Raw genomic sequence first — 21113 nt, 5'->3', positions numbered from 1 at the left:
GTAAAAATATGGATAAAGAGAAAAAGATTAAAGTATTACAAGATTTAATAAAGATTCAAACGATTAACGGAAACGAATTAGCGGTTTCTCAATATCTATCTGACTTATTACAAAGCTATGGGATTAGTTCTCAAATTGAAACTTTTAAAGATGATAAATCTAGATCAAATTTGATTGTAGAACTGGGGCAAGGAAAAAATGATAAAGTTTTAGGACTAACAGGTCATCAAGATACGGTTGCTGTAACTGATCTTGATTCATGGCATGAATCGCCATTTTCTGGAACTATTATCGATGATGATATTTATGGTCGTGGAGCCGCAGATATGAAGAGTGGTTTGGCTGCAGAAGTAATCTCTTTAATTGAACTGGTAGAAAAAGATCAAGTTCCAACTGGAAAGGTTCGTTTAATTATTACAGCTGGAGAAGAATTTGGTGCCCCAGGCGCTTATTTGATTAACCATAAAGATATTTCTGATTTGAATGCTTTGATAGTTGGAGAAGCAACTGATGCAAACGTTACCTATGGTCATTCTGGAAGCTTTAATTATCGGATTAAGAGTTTTGGTAAACCCGTTCATAGTTCAATTCCAAAGCAAGGGATTAATGCAATTACTGGTTTAGTTAAATATTTAAATCAGGAAGCACAGGTATTTGAAAATTTACCGATTGATGATATTTTAGGGGAAGTTCAACATAGTGTAACGGTTATTAACGGTGGTAATCAGGTGAATACAATTCCTGGTGAAGCCACTTTATTAGGTAATGTTCGGCCAACGCCTAGTTTTAAAAATGAAGCAGTTCGTAACTTGATTGAAAAAACAATTGCGGAAATCAATAAAAATACTGAGTATCATTTGGAATTTGAAGTTTTGCATAATTTTTATCCGGTTTTGACGGATGCTAATAGTGATTTTGTTAAATTAGTCCAAAATTCATCACAAAAAGAATTTACTGATCGTAAAATAAAACTCTATACAGATAATGCGGCTAGTGATGCCAGTGTGTTTGTACAGATTAATCCAACAATGCCCGTCGTGATTTTAGGTCCAGATAAGGATGGTTCAGCGCATCAAATTAATGAACATACAACCATTAGTAGTTATTTGAAGATGATTCAAGTCTACCAAAATATTATTACTGATTTTTTTAAATAAAAAAACACGCTAATTGAGTTAAATATCTCAATTAGCGTGCTTTTTCTATCTGATTGTTTTTAGTTTTTCATCAATTTTATCTAAGACAATTTGAGTTTTTTCTGGATCTACTAAATCATATTCCTGTAAATCAACTTTCATTTTGGGACTAACATCGTATTCTTCATACCAAGTTTGGTATGCTTTCCAGATTTTGTAATAGTATTTTTCTAAAGCGGGATTATTTTCGAATTGTTCGTAATCACGACCGCGTTTTTTGATTCTTTTTAAAATAGTATCAAAATCAGTGTAGGCATAGACCAATAAGTCGGGTTTCTTTTTAGGTAGTTGATCTAACTCAGACATCATATTATCAAGAAGTTTGAGGTAAACTTCTAATTCCACATCAGAAATGTTTCCTTCGGCATTATTTTCCTTTGTAAAAAGGGCATCTTCATAGATTGAGCGGTCAAGAACATTATTATCATGCTTTAAAGCCTCTTTAATCATTGAAAATCTTTTATTTAAAAAATAAATTTGTAGCAGAAAACCATATTGTTTTGGATCTTTATAATAAAGTGGCAACACAGGATTATCGCCAACGGGTTCGTAAAACGGCTTAGTTTCTAAATGATTAGAAATTTTTTCCGTTAATGTCGTTTTACCAACACCAATCATTCCAGCAGTGATTATCACCATAAAAAACTCCTTTTTTAATTTATACTTTCAGTATATCATCAATTAAATATCTGTTCTTTGATTTATAAAATGTTTCATGAATGTGTTATTCTATTAATAATAAAATTTTAGTTTGGATGAATTTATGAAAAAAATTTGGTATTTAGCGTGGCTGGTTATTTTTTCAATTTTAGGAATTGTTATCTATAAATTTATTGTTAGCTCAGATCAAAAATCAATTCAGTTGATGTTAATCTTCGTTGGATTGGTTATTTTGGCACGAATTTTAATAACGCCTTTAGTTGCAATAATTGTCCATCGACGTGATCAAAAGAAAGAAAAAGAAAGTAAGGTGGATGAAAATAATGAACAGCGTTAGCATAATGACCTATTTCAAAAGAATTTTGACAATGATTGCTTTAGTGATTTCAGTTTTAGTTGTCCAAATTCCCGTTGAAATAATTGCAAGTTCTAATGCCAAAGGATTATCTTTAATTGCATTAGGTTTGCTATATATTGGTGGTTTTGTCTTCTTTATTTGGTTAGCTTATCTTGCTAATCAAAGAATATTTAAGAAGTCATTGCAGAAGTTAACTAAAAATGACTTTAAATTGGCCGGAAAGGCATTACTATTATTTTATGTGGTTGAGATTTGTCTATCGACTTTAAATTTGTTAATTTATAAAGAATCTGGCACGGAAAATAATAAAGAGATTTTGTCACTACTTCAAAGTAATCCAAGCGTCTTGGTTCTGATGAGTATTACAATGGTATTATTTTCCCCAATTCTAGAAGAATTGGTGTTTCGTGGTTTTTTAATAAAGGGGTTAGTTCCACATAATAAACCATTTATTGCGATGGTTGCTAGTGGAGTTTTATTTTCGCTCGGGCATGCTAGTTCTAACGTAATTAGTTTCATGATTTATGCCGCTTTAGGCATGATATTAGCTTATTTATATTTAAAAACAGATAAGATTGAAATTCCAATTTTATTACATTTTTTAAATAATTTAATTGCAACGATAATAATGGTTGCAACTTTAGTTTAATAAAGGAGGAATTTATGGTGGATAAAAGAGATTATAAATATCCAGATACACAAGCGTATAATGCAGTGATTAGACAATTAAATGAAAATGGGGTAACCATTAGGGATATTTCTAAAGTTACCTATAATTTACAAATAAAATACAATAAAATTCCTAGTTTGGAGTACGTTGATAAAATAGTTATTGACGTTCTTCATAAACGTGAAGTTTTAAATAATGCTTTAGTGGGATTAGAAATTGATCGATTGGCAACTGAACATAAGTTACAGGAACCACTTCAAAGTATTGTAGAACACGATTTAGGTGTTTTTGGAGTTGATGAAACTTTAGCTTTGGGAATTGCAAATATTTATGGAACGATTGGGATTACCAATTACTGTGGCTTAGATACTTATAAACAAGGTATTGTAAAAGAACTTGATCAAAGTAAAAATCGAGTTACCACATTTATTGATGATATTGTTGCTTCTGTTGCGGGAGCTGCTTCAGCTAAAATTGCACATAAAAATTCATAGAAAAAGAGCTTGAGAAAAATCTTCTCAAACTCTTTTTTTAATCGATTTCAAAACGGTAGAGACCAACTACTTTTCCGAGAATAGTACACTTAGTTAAAATTATCGGTGCTAATTCATCATTTTCTGGTTGGAGTCTAAAGTGGTCACTTTCTTTGAAGAATCGCTTACAAGTAGCTTCGCCATCGTCATTCATAGCAACAACAACTTCGCCATTGTTGGCGCTTGATTGTCGTCTGACAATAATTTGATCACCGTCTAAAATACCAATATTGATCATACTATTCCCGCTAATGGTCAGCATAAATAGTGAATCTGCTTGTCTGCTTAAATTATCAGGGATGGGAAAATAGTCAGTAGCTTCTTGAACAGCTAAAATAGGTTCTCCTGCAGCTACAGTACCCAAAAGGGGCATTTCTTTGTTGGTATTTTCAATTGGAATGCCTAAAAAGGCAACTCCCTCAGACGTTACTTCTAATGCACGGGGTTTAGTTGGATCTTTGTACAAGTATCCCTTTTTTTCAAGTCTGGCTAAGTGTCCATGCACCGTTGAAGTTGAAGAAAGTCCTACTTTTTTTCCAATTTCTCTAACGGTAGGTGGATAACCATGTTCTTTAACGTTATCAAAGATAAAACGTAAAATATCTGTTTGTTTTGTGTTTGAATTAGCTGACATTTAAATACCTCAGTGTAAATAATTGTGATTTAAGTTTAGATTACCATATCTATAGGGTTTTGCAAACGTTAGTTCGTGTTTTTAAAATTTTATTTATTATTTTTTTCATGCTATTATATAAGTAGTTAAATTATTCTAAGGAGTTGGTAACGATGGCAGAAGATCCAGAACTTAAGAAAATCCTTCCGCGTATCAATGAGCTTTCCAGAAAAGCTAAGGTACAAGAGTTAACTGAAGATGAAAAATCTGAAAGAGAGGCCTTAAGACAAAAGTATCTTAAACGTTTTCGGGCTAACTTTAGAAGTCAAGTTGAGATGACTCAAATCTTTGACAAGGATGGAAATGAAGTTACTCCAGAAAAAGTTAAAGAAATTCAACGTGAAAAAAATCTTAGGGATAATTAAAATAAAAAAAGGGAGTTAGACAATGGCAACTTGGATGTGGATTATTTTATTAATCGTGGCGTTTGCTGCAGGTTTAGCAGTTGGTTTTTATGCTGCTCGTAAATATATGGAAAAATACTTGAAGGACAATCCTCCAATTAATGAAGAACAAATTAAGAGTATGATGCTTCAAATGGGACAAAAACCTTCCAAGAAAAAGCTTACTCAAATGATGAATTCAATGAAAAGAAATGCAAAATAAAAAAGCCGATTAGGCTTTTTTTATTTTGCATTATCTATATATACGTAATCAGGATTAATTTCATTATCTAATTTTTTAAAAGCGTCTGACATTTGCTTCTCAACAATGGCTTGATTATCATCATTTAACTTTAGATTTTTATCAACGTAGATTGGATCTCCAAAGTTAATGTGTGCTTTTTGTCTTTTAAAAAAAGATTTTAAACTTAAAGGTCCTTGATAAACAACTGGTAATAAGGGAGCGCCTGACATTTTTGCAATCATTGCTGCTCCGCCTTTTAGCTTAGTTGAATGTCTGGTTCCGGAAGGGAAAATCAAGACAGATAATTGAGTTTTACGAAGAATTTTAACTGGCCGTTTGATAACTGAAATTCCAGGGTTATTACGATCAACTGGTTCAACGTTTAACTTGGTTAAAAATCGCCCTAAAATTGGATTCTTAAAAAGTTCTTTTTTGGCAATAAAGTAAAATTGTCTTGGCAGTAAAATAGCTGCAAAATAAATCATATCGAACCAAGTTCGGTGTGGTGCCACTAGAATATAATTTTCTTCTGGAATTCGATCTGTATTCATGACGTCTACTTTTCCATTACAAACTCTAATTAGGCCCTTTGCAAATGAAAATATAAAAGAATAAAACAAACTTCTCTTCCTCCTTTTTGAGATGTACAATTGATATTATAGCATTTTATAAAAATAGAAATGGGTGAATTGAGAATGGTTGATGATATAAAACTGTCTGACGGCGAAAGAATTGATGAATTATATAGTAATCAGATTAAAATCATTCAAAGTGATAATGTGTTTTCTTTTTCTTTAGATGCAGTGATGTTGGCTGATTTTGCAGAAATTAAAAAGAGCAAAAAAGCACAAATAATTGATTTGTGTGCTGGAAATGGTGCAGTCGGATTGTTCATAAGTTCCAAAACGAATGGAAAAATAATTGAAGTAGAAATTCAGGAAAAGTTAGCTGAGATGGCTTCTCGAAGTATTCAACTAAACAATTTAACTGATAAAGTTGAAATGTTTAACCTGGATTTAAGCGATGCAACCAGTGAATTTGGAAAGGAACGTTTTGATAACGTTACCGTAAATCCTCCATACTTTATAAATGAAAAAGCTAGCACTAAGAATCCTAATGAACACTTAGCAATTGCAAGACACGAAATTAAAACTAATTTACAATCAGTTTTAAAAAGCAGTAGCGAACTATTGAAAAATGGTGGCAAGCTATTTATGGTTCATCGTCCTGACCGTTTACTAGATATCTTAAATGAAATGCAAACGTTACGATTGGCACCCAAAGAACTCCAATTTGTCTATCCCAAAAATGGACGAGACGCTAATATGATTCTAATTTCAGCTATAAAAGACGGTAAATCAACGGGTTTAAAAATTAAAGAACCCATCTTTGTTTATGGCGAAAATGGTGAGTATACGGAACAAGTAGGGAAGATGTTGTATGGAAAATAAAGATTACTTTATATATGTTATTTTGTGTACCGGTGGCTCATTTTATTGCGGTTTTACTGATAATGTAAAAAGACGCTTTGAGCAGCATAAAAAAGGTCACGGGGCTAAGTATACAAAGAGCCATCCACCAGTTCGATTATTATATTCTGAAAAGTTTTCTGATAAAAACAGTGCTTTAAAAGCTGAATATGCATTTAAGCACCAAAGTCGGCTTGCTAAGGAAAATTACTTAATACAACATGGTGTTGAAAAAAACCAATGGAAGCAAAAATAAAGTTTGAAATTAATTGCTAAGTTATGTATAATTATTACTGGTATTTCTGATACCAATACGCACCTAGAAGGTTTTGCATAGAAGTGCTTATTCATTAAGTTCCATGCATAATTCTGGGGAGGAAAAAACTATTTTTTATGGAGGCTTATTATGGCTGTTGTATCAATGAAACAATTATTAGAAGCAGGTGTTCACTTTGGACACCAAACTCGTCGTTGGAATCCTAAGATGGATAAATACATCTTTACTGAACGTAATGGTATTTACATCATCGATTTACAAAAGACAGTTAAATTATTAGGTAACGCTTACAACTTTATGAAGAGCGAAGCTGCTGACGAAGGTGTTGTTCTTTTCGTTGGAACTAAGAAGCAAGCTCAAGATGCAGTTGAAGAAGAAGCAAAACGTTCTGGTCAATTCTTTGTTAACCACCGTTGGTTAGGTGGAACTCTTACTAACTGGAACACAATCCAAAAAAGAATTAAGTATTTAAAAGATCTTAAGACAATGTCAACTGATGGTACTTTCGAAAGATTGCCTAAAAAAGAAGTTGCTCTTTTAACTAAGAAGATCGAAAAACTTGAAAGATTCTTAGGTGGTATTGAAGATATGCCTAAGGTTCCAGATGTTATGTTCATCGTTGATCCTCATAAAGAAGAAATTGCTCTTAAAGAGGCTCAAAAATTAAACATCCCAGTTATCGCAATGGTTGATACTAACACTGATCCTGATGGTATTGATTACGTTATCCCATCAAACGATGACGCAATTCGTGCAATTAGATTAATCACTTCAACTATGGCTGATGCTGTTATTGAAGGTCGTCAAGGTGAAGACGATGTTGATGAAGCTACTTTTGAACAAAAAGAAGAAACTTCAGAAGATAAATAATAATTAATTTGGCTGACCCTATCTTGACCACTTCGGCCTGATAGAGTTAGCTTTTTTAAAACAAATAATAAGGGAGAATTAATTATGGCTAAGATTACTGCACAACAAGTTAAAGAATTACGTGAAAAAACAAGTGCCGGAATGATGGATGCTAAAAAAGCTTTAGTTGAAGCTGAAGGTGACGAAAAGAAAGCAATGGAAATTCTTAAAGAAAAAGGAATTGCTAAAGCTCAAAAGAAGAGTGGAAACACTGCTGCTAACGGTTTAACTAAGGTATCTGTTCACGGAGATAAAGCTGCAATTGCAGAAATTAACTCAGAAACAGACTTCGTTGCTGCTAATGACGATTTCAAAAACTTAGTTGATGAAATTGGTGACTTAGTTGCCCTTGAACAACCTAAAGACGTTGAATCAACTCTTAAATTAAACCTTGGTGAAAACGGATCAGTTGAAGATAGTATTATTCATACTAGCCAAATTACTGGTGAAAAAGTTTCACTTCGTCGTTTTGAAACTATGACTAAGAATGATGATGAATCATTTGGTGCATACTTACACAATGGTGGAGAAATTGGTGTTTTAGTTAAGATTTCTGGTGCTGATAAAGATGTTGCTAAAGACGTTGCTATGCACGTTGCTGCAACTAACCCAGAATTCTTATCAAAAGATGACATTTCAGAAGAACGTTTTAACCACGAAAAACAAGTATTAACTGACCAAGCACTTGAAGAAGGTAAGCCAGCTAATATCGTTGAAAAAATGGTTGCAGGTCGTATTCACAAATTCCTTGCTCAAATTTGTTTAGTAGATCAAGACTTTGTTAAAGATCCAGATCAAACTGTTGGTCAATACGTTGAATCAAAAGGTGGCAAAATCGAAGCTTTCGTACGCTACCAAGTTGGTGAAGGTATCGACGAAGCTACTGAAGCAAAAGACTAATTCTTTATTATTAGAGTCGCTAACATGTAAAATGTTAGGGCTCTTTTATTTTATAAAAAATGAGTAATCACTATTGTTGAAAACTATCTAAAATACTACATTTATGCTAAAATTAGTCTGATACTGAATTATTTTCTGGAGGAAATTTAATGTCTGAATTAAAATACAAACGCGTTGTTTTAAAATTAAGTGGTGAAGCACTTGCAGGTGAAAAAGGTTTTGGAATTAATCCGCCTGTAATTAAGAAAATTGCTGAAGAAATTAAAGATGTTTACAATGAAGGAATCCAAATTGCCATCGTAGTTGGTGGTGGGAATATGTGGCGTGGTGAAGCAGGAGCTGAAATGGGAATGGAACGTTCTCAAGCAGATTATATCGGAATGCTTTCAACAATCATGAATGGATTAGCCTTACAAGATAATTTAGAGAGTTTAGATGTGCCAACTCGTCTTCAAACTTCAATTGAAATGAAACAAATTGCCGAACCATATATCAGAAGAAAAGCTGTTCGTCATTTGGAAAAGGGAAGAATTGTTATTTTCTCTGGTGGAACCGGTAACCCTTACTTCTCAACCGATACAGCAGCTGTTTTACGTGCTGCAGAAATTGACGCCGACGCTATTTTGATGGCTAAAAATGGAGTTGACGGTATTTACTCAGCTGATCCTAATAAAAATGCGGATGCCATTAAATTTGATCATTTAACCCAAAAAGATTTATTAGAAAAAGAACTTAACGTAATGGATTCAACTGCTAGTTCATTATCAAAAGACAACGATATTCCTTTGGTTGTATTTAATCTAAATAAATCAGGAAATATCAAAAAAGTAGTTGAAGGTAAACAAATTGGTACAGTAGTGGAAGGAAAATAGAATGCTTAATACAAAAGATTTAATTAATGAAACTAAACATAAAATGCAACGTGCTCAAGATGTTTTAGAAAGTGAATTGGGTCAAATTCGTGCTGGTGTAGCTAATGCAAGTATTTTAAAGCCAGTTCAAGTTGAATACTATGGAGCTCCTACACCTTTAATTCAAGTAGCCTCAGTTTCAATTCCAGAACCTAGAATTATGATGATTACACCTTATGATAAAACTGCTTTAAAAAATATTGAACGTGGTATTTTAGAAGCTGATTTAGGTTTGAATCCTATGAATGATGGTGATGTAATCAGAATTGAAGTTCCTCAATTAACCGAAGAACGTCGTGCTGAAATTGCAAAAAAAGTTAAGGCAACTGGAGAACAAAGTAAAGTTGCAATTAGAAACGTTCGTCGTGAAAGTAATGACATCGTTAAACGTGCTAGCAAAAATGATGAAATTAATGAAGATGCTGCTCATGATGCAGATGAACAAATCCAAAAATTAACTAACGAAGCAATCAAAGGAATCGATCAGATTGTTAAAGATAAACAAGATTCAATTATGAATAATTAGTGAAAAATCATTAAGGATTTATTTTTAATGATGATTAGCTAATTTGATTGCTACAAATCGAATATAAAATCTTGCGAGATTTTAAAGATGATAAAGGATGAGTAGTTAATCTCATCCTTTATTTAATTTATTTAATTGAGGTGAGTCCATGAACCCAGCAGATATAGATATAAATAGAGTTCCTAAGCATGTTGCAATTATAATGGATGGAAATGGAAGATGGGCTAAAAAAAAGCATTTACCCCGAATAGCAGGACATAAAAGAGGAATGGAAACGGTTGAAGAAATCACCACTGCGGCAAGTAATTTGGGAGTTAAGTTATTAACTTTATACGCTTTTTCAACTGAGAATTGGAAGCGCCCTGAAAAAGAAGTTAAATACATTATGAGTTTACCTTCTACTTTTTTCGATCGCTTCATTCCTAAATTAATTGCTAATAACATTCAAGTTAAAACAATTGGTAATGTTGATCAACTTCCAGCCAAAACTTTAGCGGCTGTAAGAAAAGCACAAGAAGATACTAAAGACTGTACGGGAATGGTTTTAAACTTTGCCCTAAATTATGGTAGCCGAGCAGAAATTGTGGATACAACTAAAAAAATTGCTACACTAGTTAAAAATGATCAATTAGATATTGATAATATTTCTGAACAGTTATTTAATTCTAATTTAGAGACGAGTAAATTTGGTGATTTATCTGATCCGGATCTTTTGATTCGAACCAGTGGTGAAGAGCGAATTTCTAACTTTTTACTTTGGCAAATTGCTTATTCAGAATTTATTTTCGTAGATAAAATGTGGCCAGATTATCATGAAGATGACTTTAAACAAACAATTATTGATTTTCAAAGTCGTCATCGTCGTTTTGGTGGCCTAAAAAATAAATAGGAGATTTATTATGAAACAAAGAATTATTACTGCAATAATTGCTTTAATGGTATTTATTCCAGTTATTTTTATTGGCGGTATTTTAGTTGACATTACAGCTGTTGTTCTGGGATTAGTTGCTTTATCAGAAGTAGTGATTATGAGAAAGAAATTATTAATCTCAATGGAAGCCATCATTGCTTTCTTAGGGGTTGTGTGTTTAATAATTCCAGCCAATTTTTCAAACTTACTTCCAGACTATTTAAGTCCAGCATTCTTATTTTATTTTTTAGTGATATTGTTGTTATTAGCAACCGTTTTTTCCAAGAATCGATTTAATTTTGATGATGTAGCAGTATATACATTGGCAATGCTATACATTGGATTCGGTTTTCATTACTTTATTGTTGCAAGACAAGACAGTTTAACTACTTTGCTATATGCATTGTTTATTGTTTGGTGTACCGATTCAGGAGCTTACTTTGTGGGGAAATATTTCGGTAAGCATAAATTAGCTAAACACATTTCTCCAAACAAAACTTGGGAAGGATCAATTGGCGGAACTGTAATTGCAACAATTGTATGTACTATTTTCGTCATGTTTTACCCGATTTCTGGTATTAGTACCTTTTCAATGTTAATCTTTACAATTATCCTATCTATCTTCGGTCAACTAGGTGATTTAGTTGAATCTGCGTTGAAACGTTTTTATGATGTTAAGGATTCAGGTAAAATTCTACCGGGTCATGGTGGTATTTTAGATAGATTTGATAGTTTGCTCTTTGTTTTACCGCTTCTTCATTTATTAGGAATCGTTTAAACGAAAGGATTGTGATTATTTGGTAACTACAATTATAAGTTTTATAATCGTTTTTGGTTTGTTAGTTTTTGTTCATGAATTTGGTCACTTCATTGTTGCTAAAAAAAGTGGAGTAATGGTTCGTGAGTTTTCAATTGGAATGGGACCTAAGTTGTTTTTCCATCGATACCACAACACAACCTATACGATTAGATTACTACCTTTGGGTGGATACGTTCGTTTAGCTGGTAGTGCTGATGATGAAGAAAATGAGTTGTCTGCTGGTACGATAGTTAAATTAACGATTAATTCAGAAAAAGTTGTTACAAAAATTGATTTGACTAAAAATAGTTCTAATTTGAGTGGGATTCCCTTTCAAATTGCTAAAGCTGATTTAGTTGATGATTTGTACATTGAAGGATTAGAAAATGGTGATGAAAATCAACAAGTTCGTTACCAAGTTGATCATGATGCACTAATAGTTGAAAATGATGGGGTTGCAGTGCAAATTGCTCCCGCCGACGTTCAATTTCAAAATGCCCCAGTAATTAAAAAAATTTTAGTTAACGCGGCTGGTATTTTTAATAATGTATTGTTAGCTATTATTGCTTTTACTTTGCTTGCTTTTATTCAAGGAGGAGTAACCAGTAATTCTAATAAAGTAAGTGTTTCTAACGTAAACCCTAGTGTTGCAAAAATTGCAGGGGTTAAAGATGGAGATCAAATATTAGCAGTAAATGGTGTTAAAACAGATACATTCCAAAAAATTGGAATGGAAGTAAATAAAAAACCTAATCGAAAGATTGATTTAACGGTAAAAAGAAATCAAGAGACTAAGCACATTAATGTGATGACTGATTCTAGAACATCCCAAAAGAAAAAAGTGGGAATCATTGGAGTTAAACCAACGATGAATACAAGCTTTAGTGCTAAACTATTTTCTGGTTTTACGACCACGTACACCAATGCGGGTAGATTGTTTGGAGCTTTATTTACAATGATTTCTGGTCATTTTTCATTAAATGATTTAGGTGGTCCAGTTGCTATCTATGCAAGTACATCTGAGGCAACCAGTCTAGGAATTTCCGGGGTTGTTGGATTGTTAGCTTGGTTATCAATCAACCTTGCAATTGTTAACTTGATTCCAATTCCTGCTCTTGATGGGGGAAAGATTTTATTAAATATTATTGAATTACTTCGTGGTAAACCAATTTCAGAAAAAGTAGAAACTACAATAACTTTAATTGGAATTGTCTTTTTAGCAGTATTAATGATTCTAGTAACTTGGAATGATATCATGCGATATTTTATCCGATAATTGAGGAGTGAATTTTAAAATGAAACAATCAAAAATGTTAATCCCAACGCAGAAACAAGACCCAACCGGTGCTGAAGCAATTAGTCATAAGATGCTTATTAGAGCAGGGTTTATTCAACAAATATCAGCAGGAACTTATGCCTATCTTCCTTTAGCATATCGTGTGATTCAAAAAATTAAGCGAATCATTGAAGATGAAATGGATAATTCAAATGCTAACGAAATGTTAGTTCCAGAGATAATTCCAGCAAAATTCTGGCAAGATTCCGGTAGATACGAAGCTTATGGTCCTGAGTTATTCAAATTGAAAAATCGTCATGATACTGATTTTATCTTAGGTCCTACTCATGAAGAAACAATGACTGAATTGATTAAAGGAACAATTAATTCATATAAAAAATTACCCCTTAATGTTTATCAAATTCAATCTAAATTTAGAGATGAAGATCGTCCTCGTTATGGATTGTTAAGAAGTCGTGAATTCATGATGTTAGATGCCTATTCATTTTCTGCTAACGATGATGATTTAGATAAAATTTACCGTGAAATGAATACTGCTTTCCGGAATATTTTTGATCGAGTTGGATTACAATACTTAGGAATTATTGGTGATAGTGGTAGCATGGGTGGTTCCGATTCAATGGAATTTTCTGCTCCTGCTGCAGTTGGTGAAGACACAATCGTTTACTCAGATGATAGTGATTATGCCGCAAACTTAGAAATGGCAACCAATTTATTTGTAAACAAAAAATCTCATGCTGAGTTAGGTGAACTTGAGTTAGTAGAAACACCAGATGTTAAAAATATTAACCAAGTAGCTAAGTTCTTTGATGTTGAGAAAAATAAAATTATCAAGAGCTTATTATATATGGTTGATGAAAAACCAGTTTTATTGCTGGTTCTAGGTAATCAGGAAATTAATCCAGCTAAAGTTAAAAACTATTTCCATGCAGATGATGCTGAATTAGCTACAGCAGCACAAGTTAAAGATATTCTAGGTTCTGTTCCTGGCGCTGTTGGTCCATTTGGTCTTTCAGACGATGTGACTGTTTTAGCCGATGAATACGTACAAGGTATCGTTAACGGTATTATTGGTGCTAACCAAGATGGTAAACATTATCAAAACATTAATCCTAGTCGTGATTTGCCAAATCTTAAATATGGAGACTTTAGATTAGTAAATGAAGGAGATATTTCTCCAGATGGAAGCGGTGTTTTGAAGTTTACTAAGGGAATCGAAATTGGTCACATTTTTAAACTTGGAACTCGTTATACTGATGTACTTGATGCAAATATTCTTGATGAAAATGGTCGTCAAACACCAATCATTATGGGAAGTTATGGAATTGGGGTTAGTCGTTTGTTATCTGCAATTTCTGAACAAATGGCAGACGATAACGGATTGGTTTGGCCAAAAGCAATTGCTCCATTTGATGTCCATGTATTACCAATGAATGTTAAAAAAGATGAACAACGTGAATTGGCTGATAAAATTTATAATGATTTAAAAGCTAATGGTTTAGATGTTTTACTTGATGATCGTAAAGAACGTGCGGGAGTCAAGTTTGCAGATTCTGACTTAATTGGAATCCCAATTAGAATTACCATTGGTAAAAAGGCGGATGAGGGAATTGTTGAAGTTAAAATTCGTAAAACTGGTGAAACAATCGAAACCAAAGTTGACGACTTACAAAATACAATTGAAATCTTATCAAAAGAAATTTAAATCAAGGAGCCTGATTAACGGGCTTTTTTTGTTCGATTATATAGGAGAACAAGATGGCATTAAATAAAAAAGAAAAATTTAATAAATTACTTGATCAAATTAAAATAAGCGAAGAGTATCGAAATCAATTCGCTGGCGCTGAAATTGAAATGGTTAAAGTTCATCAACAATCAAATCGCTGGGATTTTCATTTTTTTATCCCAGAAATTCTCAGTTATCAAGCTTTTATTGCTTTTACCCAAGGGTTACATGCGGCCTTTAGTGAGATTGCAAAGATTGATTTCTTTATTCAAACTCAACAATCAGAATTGAAAAATCAACAAATTGGTGATTATTGGCAATGGGTAGTGAATAATTCTGGAGTTAAATCAAGTTTACTTCACGAACTATGTGATAATAACGTTCCTCGTTTAGAAGACGGCAGAGTTAACTTTTATGCAGTAAATGATTTAGTAAAGAACTTTATGAATCAAAAGGCAATTGGTCCTATTTTAGATGCCTACAAAAAAGTTGGCTTTCCACCGTTTGAGATTAATACGATGGTTGATGAAACGGAATCACAAGAACGCATTAAAGAGTTAATGGCTGCCAAAAAGGTTAGAGATGAAGAGTTAGCTCAAAAAGCACAAGCAGCAATTGCACAAGCTAACTCAGTAAAACAATCTGCTGCTGCCAATGGTAGTGTGACAATTGGACGAAAAATTGCAGATAATGTGGACATAACGCAAATGGAAAACATTACTGAAGAAGAACGTTCAGTTGTAGTTAATGGGTATGTTTTCAAAAAAGAAATTAGAGCATTAAGATCCGGTAGACAGTTAATGATCCTTGAGATTACGGATTATACTTCTTCAATAACCGTAAAGAAATTTTCTAAAGATGATGATGAAGGGGCAAAATTTGCTAATCTTGAAGAAGGAAGTTGGATTAAGGTTCGAGGAAGTGTTCAAGAAGATAATTTCTCTCATGAATTAGCACTAAATGCATATGACATTAATCCAGTTGAACACGAAGAACGGATGGATACTGAACCAGAAGATAAAAAAAGGGTGGAACTCCACTTGCATTCTAATATGAGTCAAATGGATGCAACCAATTCTATTTCTGATTTTGTTAAACGTGCCAAGAAATGGGGTCAGCCGGCAATTGCTGTGACAGACCATAGTAATGTCCAGGCATTCCCAGAGGCATATAATTCAGCTAAAAGTGCAGGAATCAAAATGCTTTATGGATTAGAAGCCAATGTGGTTGATGATGGAGAACCAATTGGATTTAATGATAAACACCTTCCTTTGAAGGATTCGACCTACGTTGTTTTTGATACGGAAACGACTGGATTATCAGCAATTTATGACCGAGTGATTGAATTATCAGCGGTTAAAATGCAGGGAAATAATGTCATTGAAGAATTTGAGGAATTTATTGATCCAGGTTTTCATCTTTCTGAACAAACGACAAATTTGACATCTATTACTGATGATATGGTGGCTGGTTCTAAGTCAGAAGAAGAAGTCTTTAAACTATTTCGCGATTTTTGTGGCGACTCCATTATTGTAGGTCACAACGTAACTTTTGATATTGGCTTTATGAATACGGGTTATTTAAGACATGGAATGGAAAAGATTCAAAATCCAATTATTGATACTTTAACTTTAGCTAGATTTTTATATCCCAACTATAAAAGTTACCGTTTGAATACATTAGCCAAAAAATTTGATGTGGTCTTGGAACACCATCACCGAGCAATTTATGATGCCGAAACCACTGGTCATCTAAATTATTTATTCTTGAAAGATGCTGAAGATAAGTATGATATTCAATACCATGATCAACTAAATGATCATATGACGGAAAATGGTGCTTATCGTCATGCTAGACCATTTCATGCAATTTTAATGGCTAAAACACAGGCGGGATTAAAAAATCTGTTTAAGTTGGTTTCTAAATCTCACATCGATTACTTTTACCGGGTTCCTAGAATTCCTAGAAGTGAATTAGAAAAATTACGAGATGGAATTATAGTTGGTTCTGCTTGTGCTAGTGGTGAAGTATTTACTGCAATGATGCAAAAGGGAAAAGAAGAGGCTTTTGAAAAAGCTAAGTTTTACGACTATTTAGAGGTTCAACCACAAGCAGCTTATCAACCGCTATTGGATCAACAGTTAATTAGTGATCGCGGTAAGTTGCAAGAAATTATTAAAAATATGTCCGAAATAGCTAGTCAATTAGAAATTCCACTGGTTGCTACTGGTGATGCGCACTATTTGGATCCACATGACTATATTTATCGAAAAATATTAATTAGTTCTCAAGGTGGAGCTAATCCACTTAATCGAACAGAATTACCAGATTTACACTTTAGAACTACTGATGAAATGTTAAAGGATTTCAGATTTTTAGGTGAAGAAAAAGCCGAAGAAATTGTGATAACCAATCCTAATCAAATTGCTGATGAAATCGAAGAAATTCATCCACTTAAAGATAAGTTGTATACGCCAAAGATGGATGGTGCTGAAGATGAAATCAAGCGTAGAACGATGGATACAGCTCATAAACTTTATGGTGATGAGTTACCTGAAATTGTTCAAAATCGTTTAGATCGTGAATTAAAAAGTATCATCGGAAATGGATTTTCGGTAATCTATTTGATTTCACAAAGATTAGTTGCGAAAAGTAATAAAGATGGTTATTTAGTTGGTTCTCGTGGATCAGTTGGATCTAGTCTGGTTGCTACTATGACTGGAATCACTGAGGTTAATCCACTCCCTCCTCATTACCGGTGTCCTAAGTGTCAATATTCGGAGTTCTTTACTAAGGGTGAGTATAGTTCTGGATTTGATTTGCCGGAAAAAGAATGTCCTAAATGTGGCGCTGTAATGATTGGTGATGGACATAATATTCCGTTTGAAACCTTCCTAGGTTTTAAAGGAAATAAGGTTCCGGATATTGATTTGAACTTCTCTGGAGATTACCAAACCATCGCACATAACTACACCAAGGTTTTGTTTGGAGAAAATAACGTATTCAGAGCCGGAACGATTGGGACGGTTGCTGATAAAACGGCTTATGGTTATGTAAAAGCGTATGAAAGAGATACAGGGAAAAACTTTAGAAATGCTGAAATTGACCGTTTAGCCCAAGGATCTACGGGAGTTAAAAGAACAACCGGACAACATCCCGCCGGAATAATTATCGTTCCAGATTATATGGAAATCTACGACTTCACGCCAATTCAATTTCCGGCAGAAGATCAAAATGCAGAATGGAAAACAACTCACTTTGATTTCCATTCCATTCACGATAATATTTTAAAAATGGATATTTTAGGCCATGATGATCCTACTATGATTCGGATGTTACAGGATTTATCAGGAATTGACCCATACACTATTCCTATGAATGATGAAGGGGTTATGTCAATATTTAGTGGACCGCAGATATTAAATGTTGATGAAGAACAAATTCAGTCTAAGACTGGAACTTTAGGAATTCCAGAATTTGGGACTAAATTTGTTAGAGGAATGTTGGAAGATACTAAGCCTAAAAACTTTTCCGATTTACTCCAAATTTCCGGACTCTCCCATGGAACCGATGTTTGGTTAGGAAATGCTGACGAGTTGATTAAAGAGGGCAAAGCAACAATTTCAAACGTGATTGGTTGTCGTGATAACATTATGACCGATTTGATTAATTACGGAGTTGACTCAGAAACTTCCTTTCAAATAATGGAAAAAGTTCGTAAAGGTAAGGGGATTAAAGACGAATGGCAAGATATCATGAAAAAGTCAAACGTTCCCGATTGGTACATTGATTCTTGTTTGAAGATCAAGTACATGTTCCCAAGAGCCCATGCTACAGCCTATGTGTTGATGGCGCTTCGAGTGGCATACTTTAAGGTATACTTTCCATTAGTTTATTACGCTGCCTACTTTTCGGTTAGAGCGGATGACTTTGACGTTGAGTCAATGGCTCACGGAAAAGAAGCAGTTAAAGCAAAAATGAAAGAAATTAATGATAAGGGGACCGAAGCCTCGACCAAAGAGAAGAATTTATTAACGGTCATGCAATTAGCAAATGAAATGTTGGAACGTGGTTTTGAGTTTGAAATGATTGACTTAGATCGCTCTGATTCCTCTGAATGGTTAATGGACGGAAATAAATTGATTGCACCATTTAGTGCGGTTCCTGGATTAGGATTAAACGTTGCCAAACAAATTATTGCCGCTCGAGAGGATAAACCGTTCCTTTCAAAGGAAGATTTAGCCAAGCGGGGTAAAGTATCAAAGACAATCATTGAATTTATGACCCAAAATGGAGTCTTAAAAGGATTGCCAGATGAAAACCAGTTAAGTCTTTTTGATTTATAAAAGACCTAGATAGTGAGTTTAATTGTGAAAGTCAGCTTACTGTGTTATATTGTAGGTAGTAATTAAAAACTCTTTAAGGAGTGAGCAGAGATGCTCGCTCTTTTTATTGGAAAATTTTGGGAGGTAAATAGTTGAGCGAAATTAGCGAAATTATTACAAAAGTTACCGATACAGTTCAACCTATTCTAGATGAACACCGTTTTTCTTTATATAGTGTTGAATATGTGCAAGAAGGTGGAAGCTGGTATTTACGCGTTTATATTGATAAGGATGGCGGAATATCTATTGATGATTGTGCATCAGTAAGTGATGAATTAAGTGAAAAATTAGATCAAATTGATCCAGATCCATTTGCTGATCAATACTTCTTAGAAGTTTCTTCACCAGGTGTAGAACGTCCCTTAAGAAATGAACAAGATTATCAAGATGCCATTGATCAGTATATTAATGTTTCTTTATACCAAAAGATTAAAGGTAAAAAGGTATTCGAAGGTACTTTAAAGGATATTAATCAAGAAGAATTAACCTTAATAGTTAAAGAAAAAACTAATCGAAAAGAAATCAAAATTCCACGAGAATTAATTTCAAAAGCCCGGTTAGCCATTGAATTTTAGTTAGGAGAACAAGAATGAGTAAAGAGTTGGTCAATGCCTTAGATGCCCTTGAGGTAGAAAAGGGAGTTAAAAAAGAGGTTGTTATTGAAGCTTTAGAAGCAGCTTTAGTTTCAGCTTATAAGCGTAATTATGATCAAGCCCAAAATGTCGAAGTTGATTTCGATGGTAAAAAAGGGAACATGAACGTATATGCGGTGAAAAAAGTTGTCGAAGAAGTTGCAGATCCAAGATTAGAAGTAAGTTTAGATGAAGCTTTACAAATTAATCGCGGTTATGAATTAGGAGACGAAATTAAGTTTTCAGTAACTCCAAAAGACTTCGGAAGAATTGCTGCACAAACTGCTAAACAAGTTATTATGCAAAGAGTTCGGGAAGCCGAAAGAGAAACTGTTTATAATAAATACAGTAAATATCAAGATGAATTGATTACTGCTGAAGTTGAACGCCAAGATACTCGCTTTGTTTACTTGACTCTAGATGGGGTTGAAGCAGCGATGGCACATAATGATCAAATTCCAAACGAAACTTATCGACCACAAGAAAAAATCAAAGTATACGTTACAAACGTTGATGATGCATCAAAGGGTCCACAAGTTTTTGTAAGTAGAACAGCCCCTGGGTTACTTAAACGTCTTTTTGAACAAGAAGTCCCAGAAGTTTATGATGGAATTGTTGAAATTGTTTCAATTGCCAGAGAAGCTGGTGATCGTTCTAAGGTTGCGGTTCGTTCAAATGAAGCAAATATCGATCCAGTGGGAACTACAGTTGGACCTCGAGGACAACGAGTACAAGATATTGTTAACGAATTAGGTGGCGAAAATATGGATATTGTTCAATGGGACGAAAATCCAGCTAATTACATTGCTAATGCATTAAATCCAGCGGATGTGCTTGATGTAATCTTCAAAGAAGATGAAGAAAAAGCATGTACTGTAATTGTTCCAGATGATCAATTATCATTAGCAATTGGTAAAAGAGGTCAAAATGCCAGATTAGCTGCTCGTTTGACTGCATACAAAATTGATATTAAGCCAGAATCAGAAATGGAAAACGATGATTCAGCTGAAGTTGAAACTGAAGAATAAACTCTGAGGTGAATTTAATGGTTAAAAAAAGAAAAATCCCGATGAGAAAAGATATCATTTCTGGGGAAATGTTTCCTAAAAAAGAACTAGTTCGAATTGTACGAAATAAAGAGGGACAAGTTTCCCTTGATGAAACTGGTAAAAAACCAGGTCGAGGAGCCTATGTCCAAATCGATGTTACGGCAGTTAAAAGTGCTAAAAGTAGCCATTTATTAGATCAAGTTTTTTCAGTCGATTTAGATGATAATTTCTACGACGAATTGATCCAGTATGTTGACCACGTTCAAGCACGTGCTGAGTTAAAACGTAATGACAAATTATAATAAGATATTAAATCTTTTGGGGATTGCTAGACGAGCTGGTAAAATAATATCAGGAGAAGGTATCGTACTTAATGCAGTTAAAAAGGGGAAAGTAAAATTTCTTTTGATTGCAAGTGATGCTGGAGCAGCAACTACCAAAAAATTTATAAATAAAACTAATTACTACCAGATTCCGGTTAACAATAAACTAACTAAATCTGATATTAGCGATGCAATCGGTCAAAGTCGAACAATAGTTGGAATTACAGATAATGGTTTTGCGAGGAAGTTAAATGAATTGAACGAATAATAAGGAGCGTGATTT

At 33.7% G+C, this 21113-nt stretch carries 24 protein-coding genes; 21 read left to right on the top strand and 3 right to left on the bottom strand.

Annotated features, from left to right (window positions below):
• Positions 1-8: 8 nt before the first annotated feature.
• Positions 9-1157 carry an ArgE/DapE family deacylase gene (locus tag R4B61_RS06310; protein ID WP_413627415.1) on the top strand — a complete coding sequence of 383 codons (1149 nt, stop codon included), beginning with the start codon at positions 9-11 and terminating at the stop codon, positions 1155-1157.
• Between the two features lie 45 nt (positions 1158-1202).
• Here the strand turns inward: R4B61_RS06310 and R4B61_RS06305 are convergent, their stop codons facing one another.
• Positions 1203-1835 (bottom strand): deoxynucleoside kinase, encoded by a 633-nt coding sequence (locus R4B61_RS06305; RefSeq protein ID WP_413627414.1) that lies wholly within the window; start codon positions 1833-1835, stop codon positions 1203-1205.
• Between the two features lie 124 nt (positions 1836-1959).
• Between R4B61_RS06305 and R4B61_RS06300 the strand changes: the two genes are divergently transcribed.
• Genes R4B61_RS06300 through R4B61_RS06290 form a run of 3 tightly spaced genes read left to right on the top strand, consistent with a single transcriptional unit; the run spans position 1960 to position 3378 of the window.
• A complete protein-coding gene (locus tag R4B61_RS06300; RefSeq protein WP_413627413.1) occupies positions 1960-2193 on the top strand; it encodes a hypothetical protein in 234 nt (77 codons plus the stop codon).
• Entirely contained in the window at positions 2180-2863 is a 684-nt protein-coding gene (locus R4B61_RS06295) for a CPBP family intramembrane glutamic endopeptidase (protein ID WP_413627412.1), read from the top strand. The genes R4B61_RS06300 and R4B61_RS06295 overlap by 14 nt, the downstream gene beginning before the upstream one ends.
• A 14-nt stretch (positions 2864-2877) precedes the next feature.
• Entirely contained in the window at positions 2878-3378 is a 501-nt protein-coding gene (locus tag R4B61_RS06290; protein WP_413627411.1) for a phosphatidylglycerophosphatase A, read from the top strand.
• Between the two features lie 37 nt (positions 3379-3415).
• On the opposite strand, the gene lexA is transcribed toward R4B61_RS06290, so the two are convergent.
• Positions 3416-4051, bottom strand: a complete 636-nt coding sequence (lexA, locus tag R4B61_RS06285) for a transcriptional repressor LexA (protein ID WP_413627410.1) — start codon at positions 4049-4051, stop codon at positions 3416-3418.
• 152 nt (positions 4052-4203) lie between these two features.
• Between lexA and R4B61_RS06280 the strand changes: the two genes are divergently transcribed.
• Together R4B61_RS06280 and R4B61_RS06275 are read left to right on the top strand one after the other, a co-directional pair.
• Complete coding sequence (locus R4B61_RS06280; protein WP_413627409.1) at positions 4204-4455, top strand: DUF896 domain-containing protein; 252 nt, start codon at positions 4204-4206, stop codon at positions 4453-4455.
• A 22-nt stretch (positions 4456-4477) separates the two neighbouring features.
• Entirely contained in the window at positions 4478-4696 is a 219-nt protein-coding gene (locus R4B61_RS06275; protein ID WP_413627408.1) for a YneF family protein, read from the top strand.
• 20 nt (positions 4697-4716) lie between these two features.
• On the opposite strand, the gene R4B61_RS06270 is transcribed toward R4B61_RS06275, so the two are convergent.
• Positions 4717-5337 (bottom strand): lysophospholipid acyltransferase family protein, encoded by a 621-nt coding sequence (locus R4B61_RS06270; protein WP_413627407.1) that lies wholly within the window; start codon positions 5335-5337, stop codon positions 4717-4719.
• Positions 5338-5397: 60 nt separating this feature from the next.
• On the opposite strand from R4B61_RS06270, the gene R4B61_RS06265 reads away from it, so the two are divergent.
• The 15 genes from R4B61_RS06265 (at position 5398) to R4B61_RS06195 (ending at position 21098) form a co-directional block, all read left to right on the top strand.
• A complete protein-coding gene (locus tag R4B61_RS06265; RefSeq protein ID WP_413627406.1) occupies positions 5398-6168 on the top strand; it encodes a tRNA1(Val) (adenine(37)-N6)-methyltransferase in 771 nt (256 codons plus the stop codon).
• Positions 6158-6442 (top strand): GIY-YIG nuclease family protein, encoded by a 285-nt coding sequence (locus R4B61_RS06260; RefSeq protein WP_413627405.1) that lies wholly within the window; start codon positions 6158-6160, stop codon positions 6440-6442. Before R4B61_RS06265 ends, R4B61_RS06260 begins: the two co-directional genes overlap by 11 nt.
• A 150-nt stretch (positions 6443-6592) precedes the next feature.
• A complete protein-coding gene (gene rpsB, locus R4B61_RS06255; RefSeq protein WP_413627404.1) occupies positions 6593-7333 on the top strand; it encodes a 30S ribosomal protein S2 in 741 nt (246 codons plus the stop codon).
• Between the two features lie 81 nt (positions 7334-7414).
• The gene (tsf, locus tag R4B61_RS06250) at positions 7415-8272 is read left to right on the top strand and encodes a translation elongation factor Ts (protein WP_413628306.1); all 858 of its coding nucleotides are present in this window, start codon (positions 7415-7417) and stop codon (positions 8270-8272) included.
• Positions 8273-8421: 149 nt separating this feature from the next.
• Positions 8422-9144, top strand: a complete 723-nt coding sequence (gene pyrH / locus R4B61_RS06245; protein ID WP_413627403.1) for a UMP kinase — start codon at positions 8422-8424, stop codon at positions 9142-9144.
• A 1-nt stretch (position 9145) separates the two neighbouring features.
• Entirely contained in the window at positions 9146-9709 is a 564-nt protein-coding gene (gene frr, locus R4B61_RS06240; RefSeq protein ID WP_413627402.1) for a ribosome recycling factor, read from the top strand.
• Between the two features lie 148 nt (positions 9710-9857).
• Entirely contained in the window at positions 9858-10598 is a 741-nt protein-coding gene (locus R4B61_RS06235) for an isoprenyl transferase (protein ID WP_413627401.1), read from the top strand.
• Positions 10599-10608: 10 nt separating this feature from the next.
• Positions 10609-11397 (top strand): phosphatidate cytidylyltransferase, encoded by a 789-nt coding sequence (locus R4B61_RS06230; RefSeq protein ID WP_413627400.1) that lies wholly within the window; start codon positions 10609-10611, stop codon positions 11395-11397.
• A gap of 19 nt (positions 11398-11416) precedes the next feature.
• Positions 11417-12694, top strand: a complete 1278-nt coding sequence (rseP, locus tag R4B61_RS06225) for an RIP metalloprotease RseP (RefSeq protein WP_413627399.1) — start codon at positions 11417-11419, stop codon at positions 12692-12694.
• Between the two features lie 19 nt (positions 12695-12713).
• On the top strand, positions 12714-14420 hold the full coding sequence (locus tag R4B61_RS06220) for a proline--tRNA ligase (protein ID WP_413627398.1): 1707 nt from the start codon (positions 12714-12716) through the stop codon (positions 14418-14420).
• A 53-nt stretch (positions 14421-14473) separates the two neighbouring features.
• Entirely contained in the window at positions 14474-18787 is a 4314-nt protein-coding gene (locus R4B61_RS06215; RefSeq protein WP_413627397.1) for a PolC-type DNA polymerase III, read from the top strand.
• Between the two features lie 140 nt (positions 18788-18927).
• Positions 18928-19401 carry a ribosome maturation factor RimP gene (gene rimP / locus R4B61_RS06210; protein ID WP_413628305.1) on the top strand — a complete coding sequence of 158 codons (474 nt, stop codon included), beginning with the start codon at positions 18928-18930 and terminating at the stop codon, positions 19399-19401.
• A gap of 14 nt (positions 19402-19415) precedes the next feature.
• A complete protein-coding gene (gene nusA / locus R4B61_RS06205) occupies positions 19416-20486 on the top strand; it encodes a transcription termination factor NusA (protein ID WP_413627396.1) in 1071 nt (356 codons plus the stop codon).
• A gap of 17 nt (positions 20487-20503) precedes the next feature.
• Positions 20504-20809: an RNase P modulator RnpM gene (rnpM, locus tag R4B61_RS06200; RefSeq protein WP_413627395.1), complete on the top strand. Its 306-nt coding sequence runs from the start codon at positions 20504-20506 to the stop codon at positions 20807-20809.
• Complete coding sequence (locus tag R4B61_RS06195) at positions 20796-21098, top strand: L7Ae/L30e/S12e/Gadd45 family ribosomal protein (RefSeq protein ID WP_413627394.1); 303 nt, start codon at positions 20796-20798, stop codon at positions 21096-21098. The genes rnpM and R4B61_RS06195 overlap by 14 nt, the downstream gene beginning before the upstream one ends.
• Positions 21099-21113: the final 15 nt, after the last annotated feature.

It is taken from the genome of Fructilactobacillus vespulae, assembly GCF_047324295.1.
Classification (GTDB): Bacteria; Bacillota; Bacilli; order Lactobacillales; family Lactobacillaceae; genus Fructilactobacillus; species Fructilactobacillus vespulae.
The sequence above is the reverse complement of the archived record's forward strand: the minus strand, read 5'-3'. Positions and strand labels throughout refer to the sequence as shown.

Excerpts from the sequence above, each read along its gene's own strand:
- R4B61_RS06310 (WP_413627415.1), top strand. The coding sequence starts at position 9 with ATGGATAAAGAGAAAAAGATTAAAGTATTACAAGATTTAATAAAGATT.
- R4B61_RS06305 (WP_413627414.1), bottom strand. The coding sequence starts at position 1,835 with ATGGTGATAATCACTGCTGGAATGATTGGTGTTGGTAAAACGACATTA.
- R4B61_RS06300 (WP_413627413.1), top strand. The coding sequence starts at position 1,960 with ATGAAAAAAATTTGGTATTTAGCGTGGCTGGTTATTTTTTCAATTTTA.
- R4B61_RS06295 (WP_413627412.1), top strand. The coding sequence starts at position 2,180 with ATGAACAGCGTTAGCATAATGACCTATTTCAAAAGAATTTTGACAATG.
- R4B61_RS06290 (WP_413627411.1), top strand. The coding sequence starts at position 2,878 with ATGGTGGATAAAAGAGATTATAAATATCCAGATACACAAGCGTATAAT.
- lexA (WP_413627410.1), bottom strand. The coding sequence starts at position 4,051 with ATGTCAGCTAATTCAAACACAAAACAAACAGATATTTTACGTTTTATC.
- R4B61_RS06280 (WP_413627409.1), top strand. The coding sequence starts at position 4,204 with ATGGCAGAAGATCCAGAACTTAAGAAAATCCTTCCGCGTATCAATGAG.
- R4B61_RS06275 (WP_413627408.1), top strand. The coding sequence starts at position 4,478 with ATGGCAACTTGGATGTGGATTATTTTATTAATCGTGGCGTTTGCTGCA.
- R4B61_RS06265 (WP_413627406.1), top strand. The coding sequence starts at position 5,398 with ATGGGTGAATTGAGAATGGTTGATGATATAAAACTGTCTGACGGCGAA.
- R4B61_RS06260 (WP_413627405.1), top strand. The coding sequence starts at position 6,158 with ATGGAAAATAAAGATTACTTTATATATGTTATTTTGTGTACCGGTGGC.
- rpsB (WP_413627404.1), top strand. The coding sequence starts at position 6,593 with ATGGCTGTTGTATCAATGAAACAATTATTAGAAGCAGGTGTTCACTTT.
- pyrH (WP_413627403.1), top strand. The coding sequence starts at position 8,422 with ATGTCTGAATTAAAATACAAACGCGTTGTTTTAAAATTAAGTGGTGAA.
- frr (WP_413627402.1), top strand. The coding sequence starts at position 9,146 with ATGCTTAATACAAAAGATTTAATTAATGAAACTAAACATAAAATGCAA.
- R4B61_RS06235 (WP_413627401.1), top strand. The coding sequence starts at position 9,858 with ATGAACCCAGCAGATATAGATATAAATAGAGTTCCTAAGCATGTTGCA.
- R4B61_RS06230 (WP_413627400.1), top strand. The coding sequence starts at position 10,609 with ATGAAACAAAGAATTATTACTGCAATAATTGCTTTAATGGTATTTATT.
- R4B61_RS06220 (WP_413627398.1), top strand. The coding sequence starts at position 12,714 with ATGAAACAATCAAAAATGTTAATCCCAACGCAGAAACAAGACCCAACC.
- R4B61_RS06215 (WP_413627397.1), top strand. The coding sequence starts at position 14,474 with ATGGCATTAAATAAAAAAGAAAAATTTAATAAATTACTTGATCAAATT.
- nusA (WP_413627396.1), top strand. The coding sequence starts at position 19,416 with ATGAGTAAAGAGTTGGTCAATGCCTTAGATGCCCTTGAGGTAGAAAAG.
- rnpM (WP_413627395.1), top strand. The coding sequence starts at position 20,504 with ATGGTTAAAAAAAGAAAAATCCCGATGAGAAAAGATATCATTTCTGGG.
- R4B61_RS06195 (WP_413627394.1), top strand. The coding sequence starts at position 20,796 with ATGACAAATTATAATAAGATATTAAATCTTTTGGGGATTGCTAGACGA.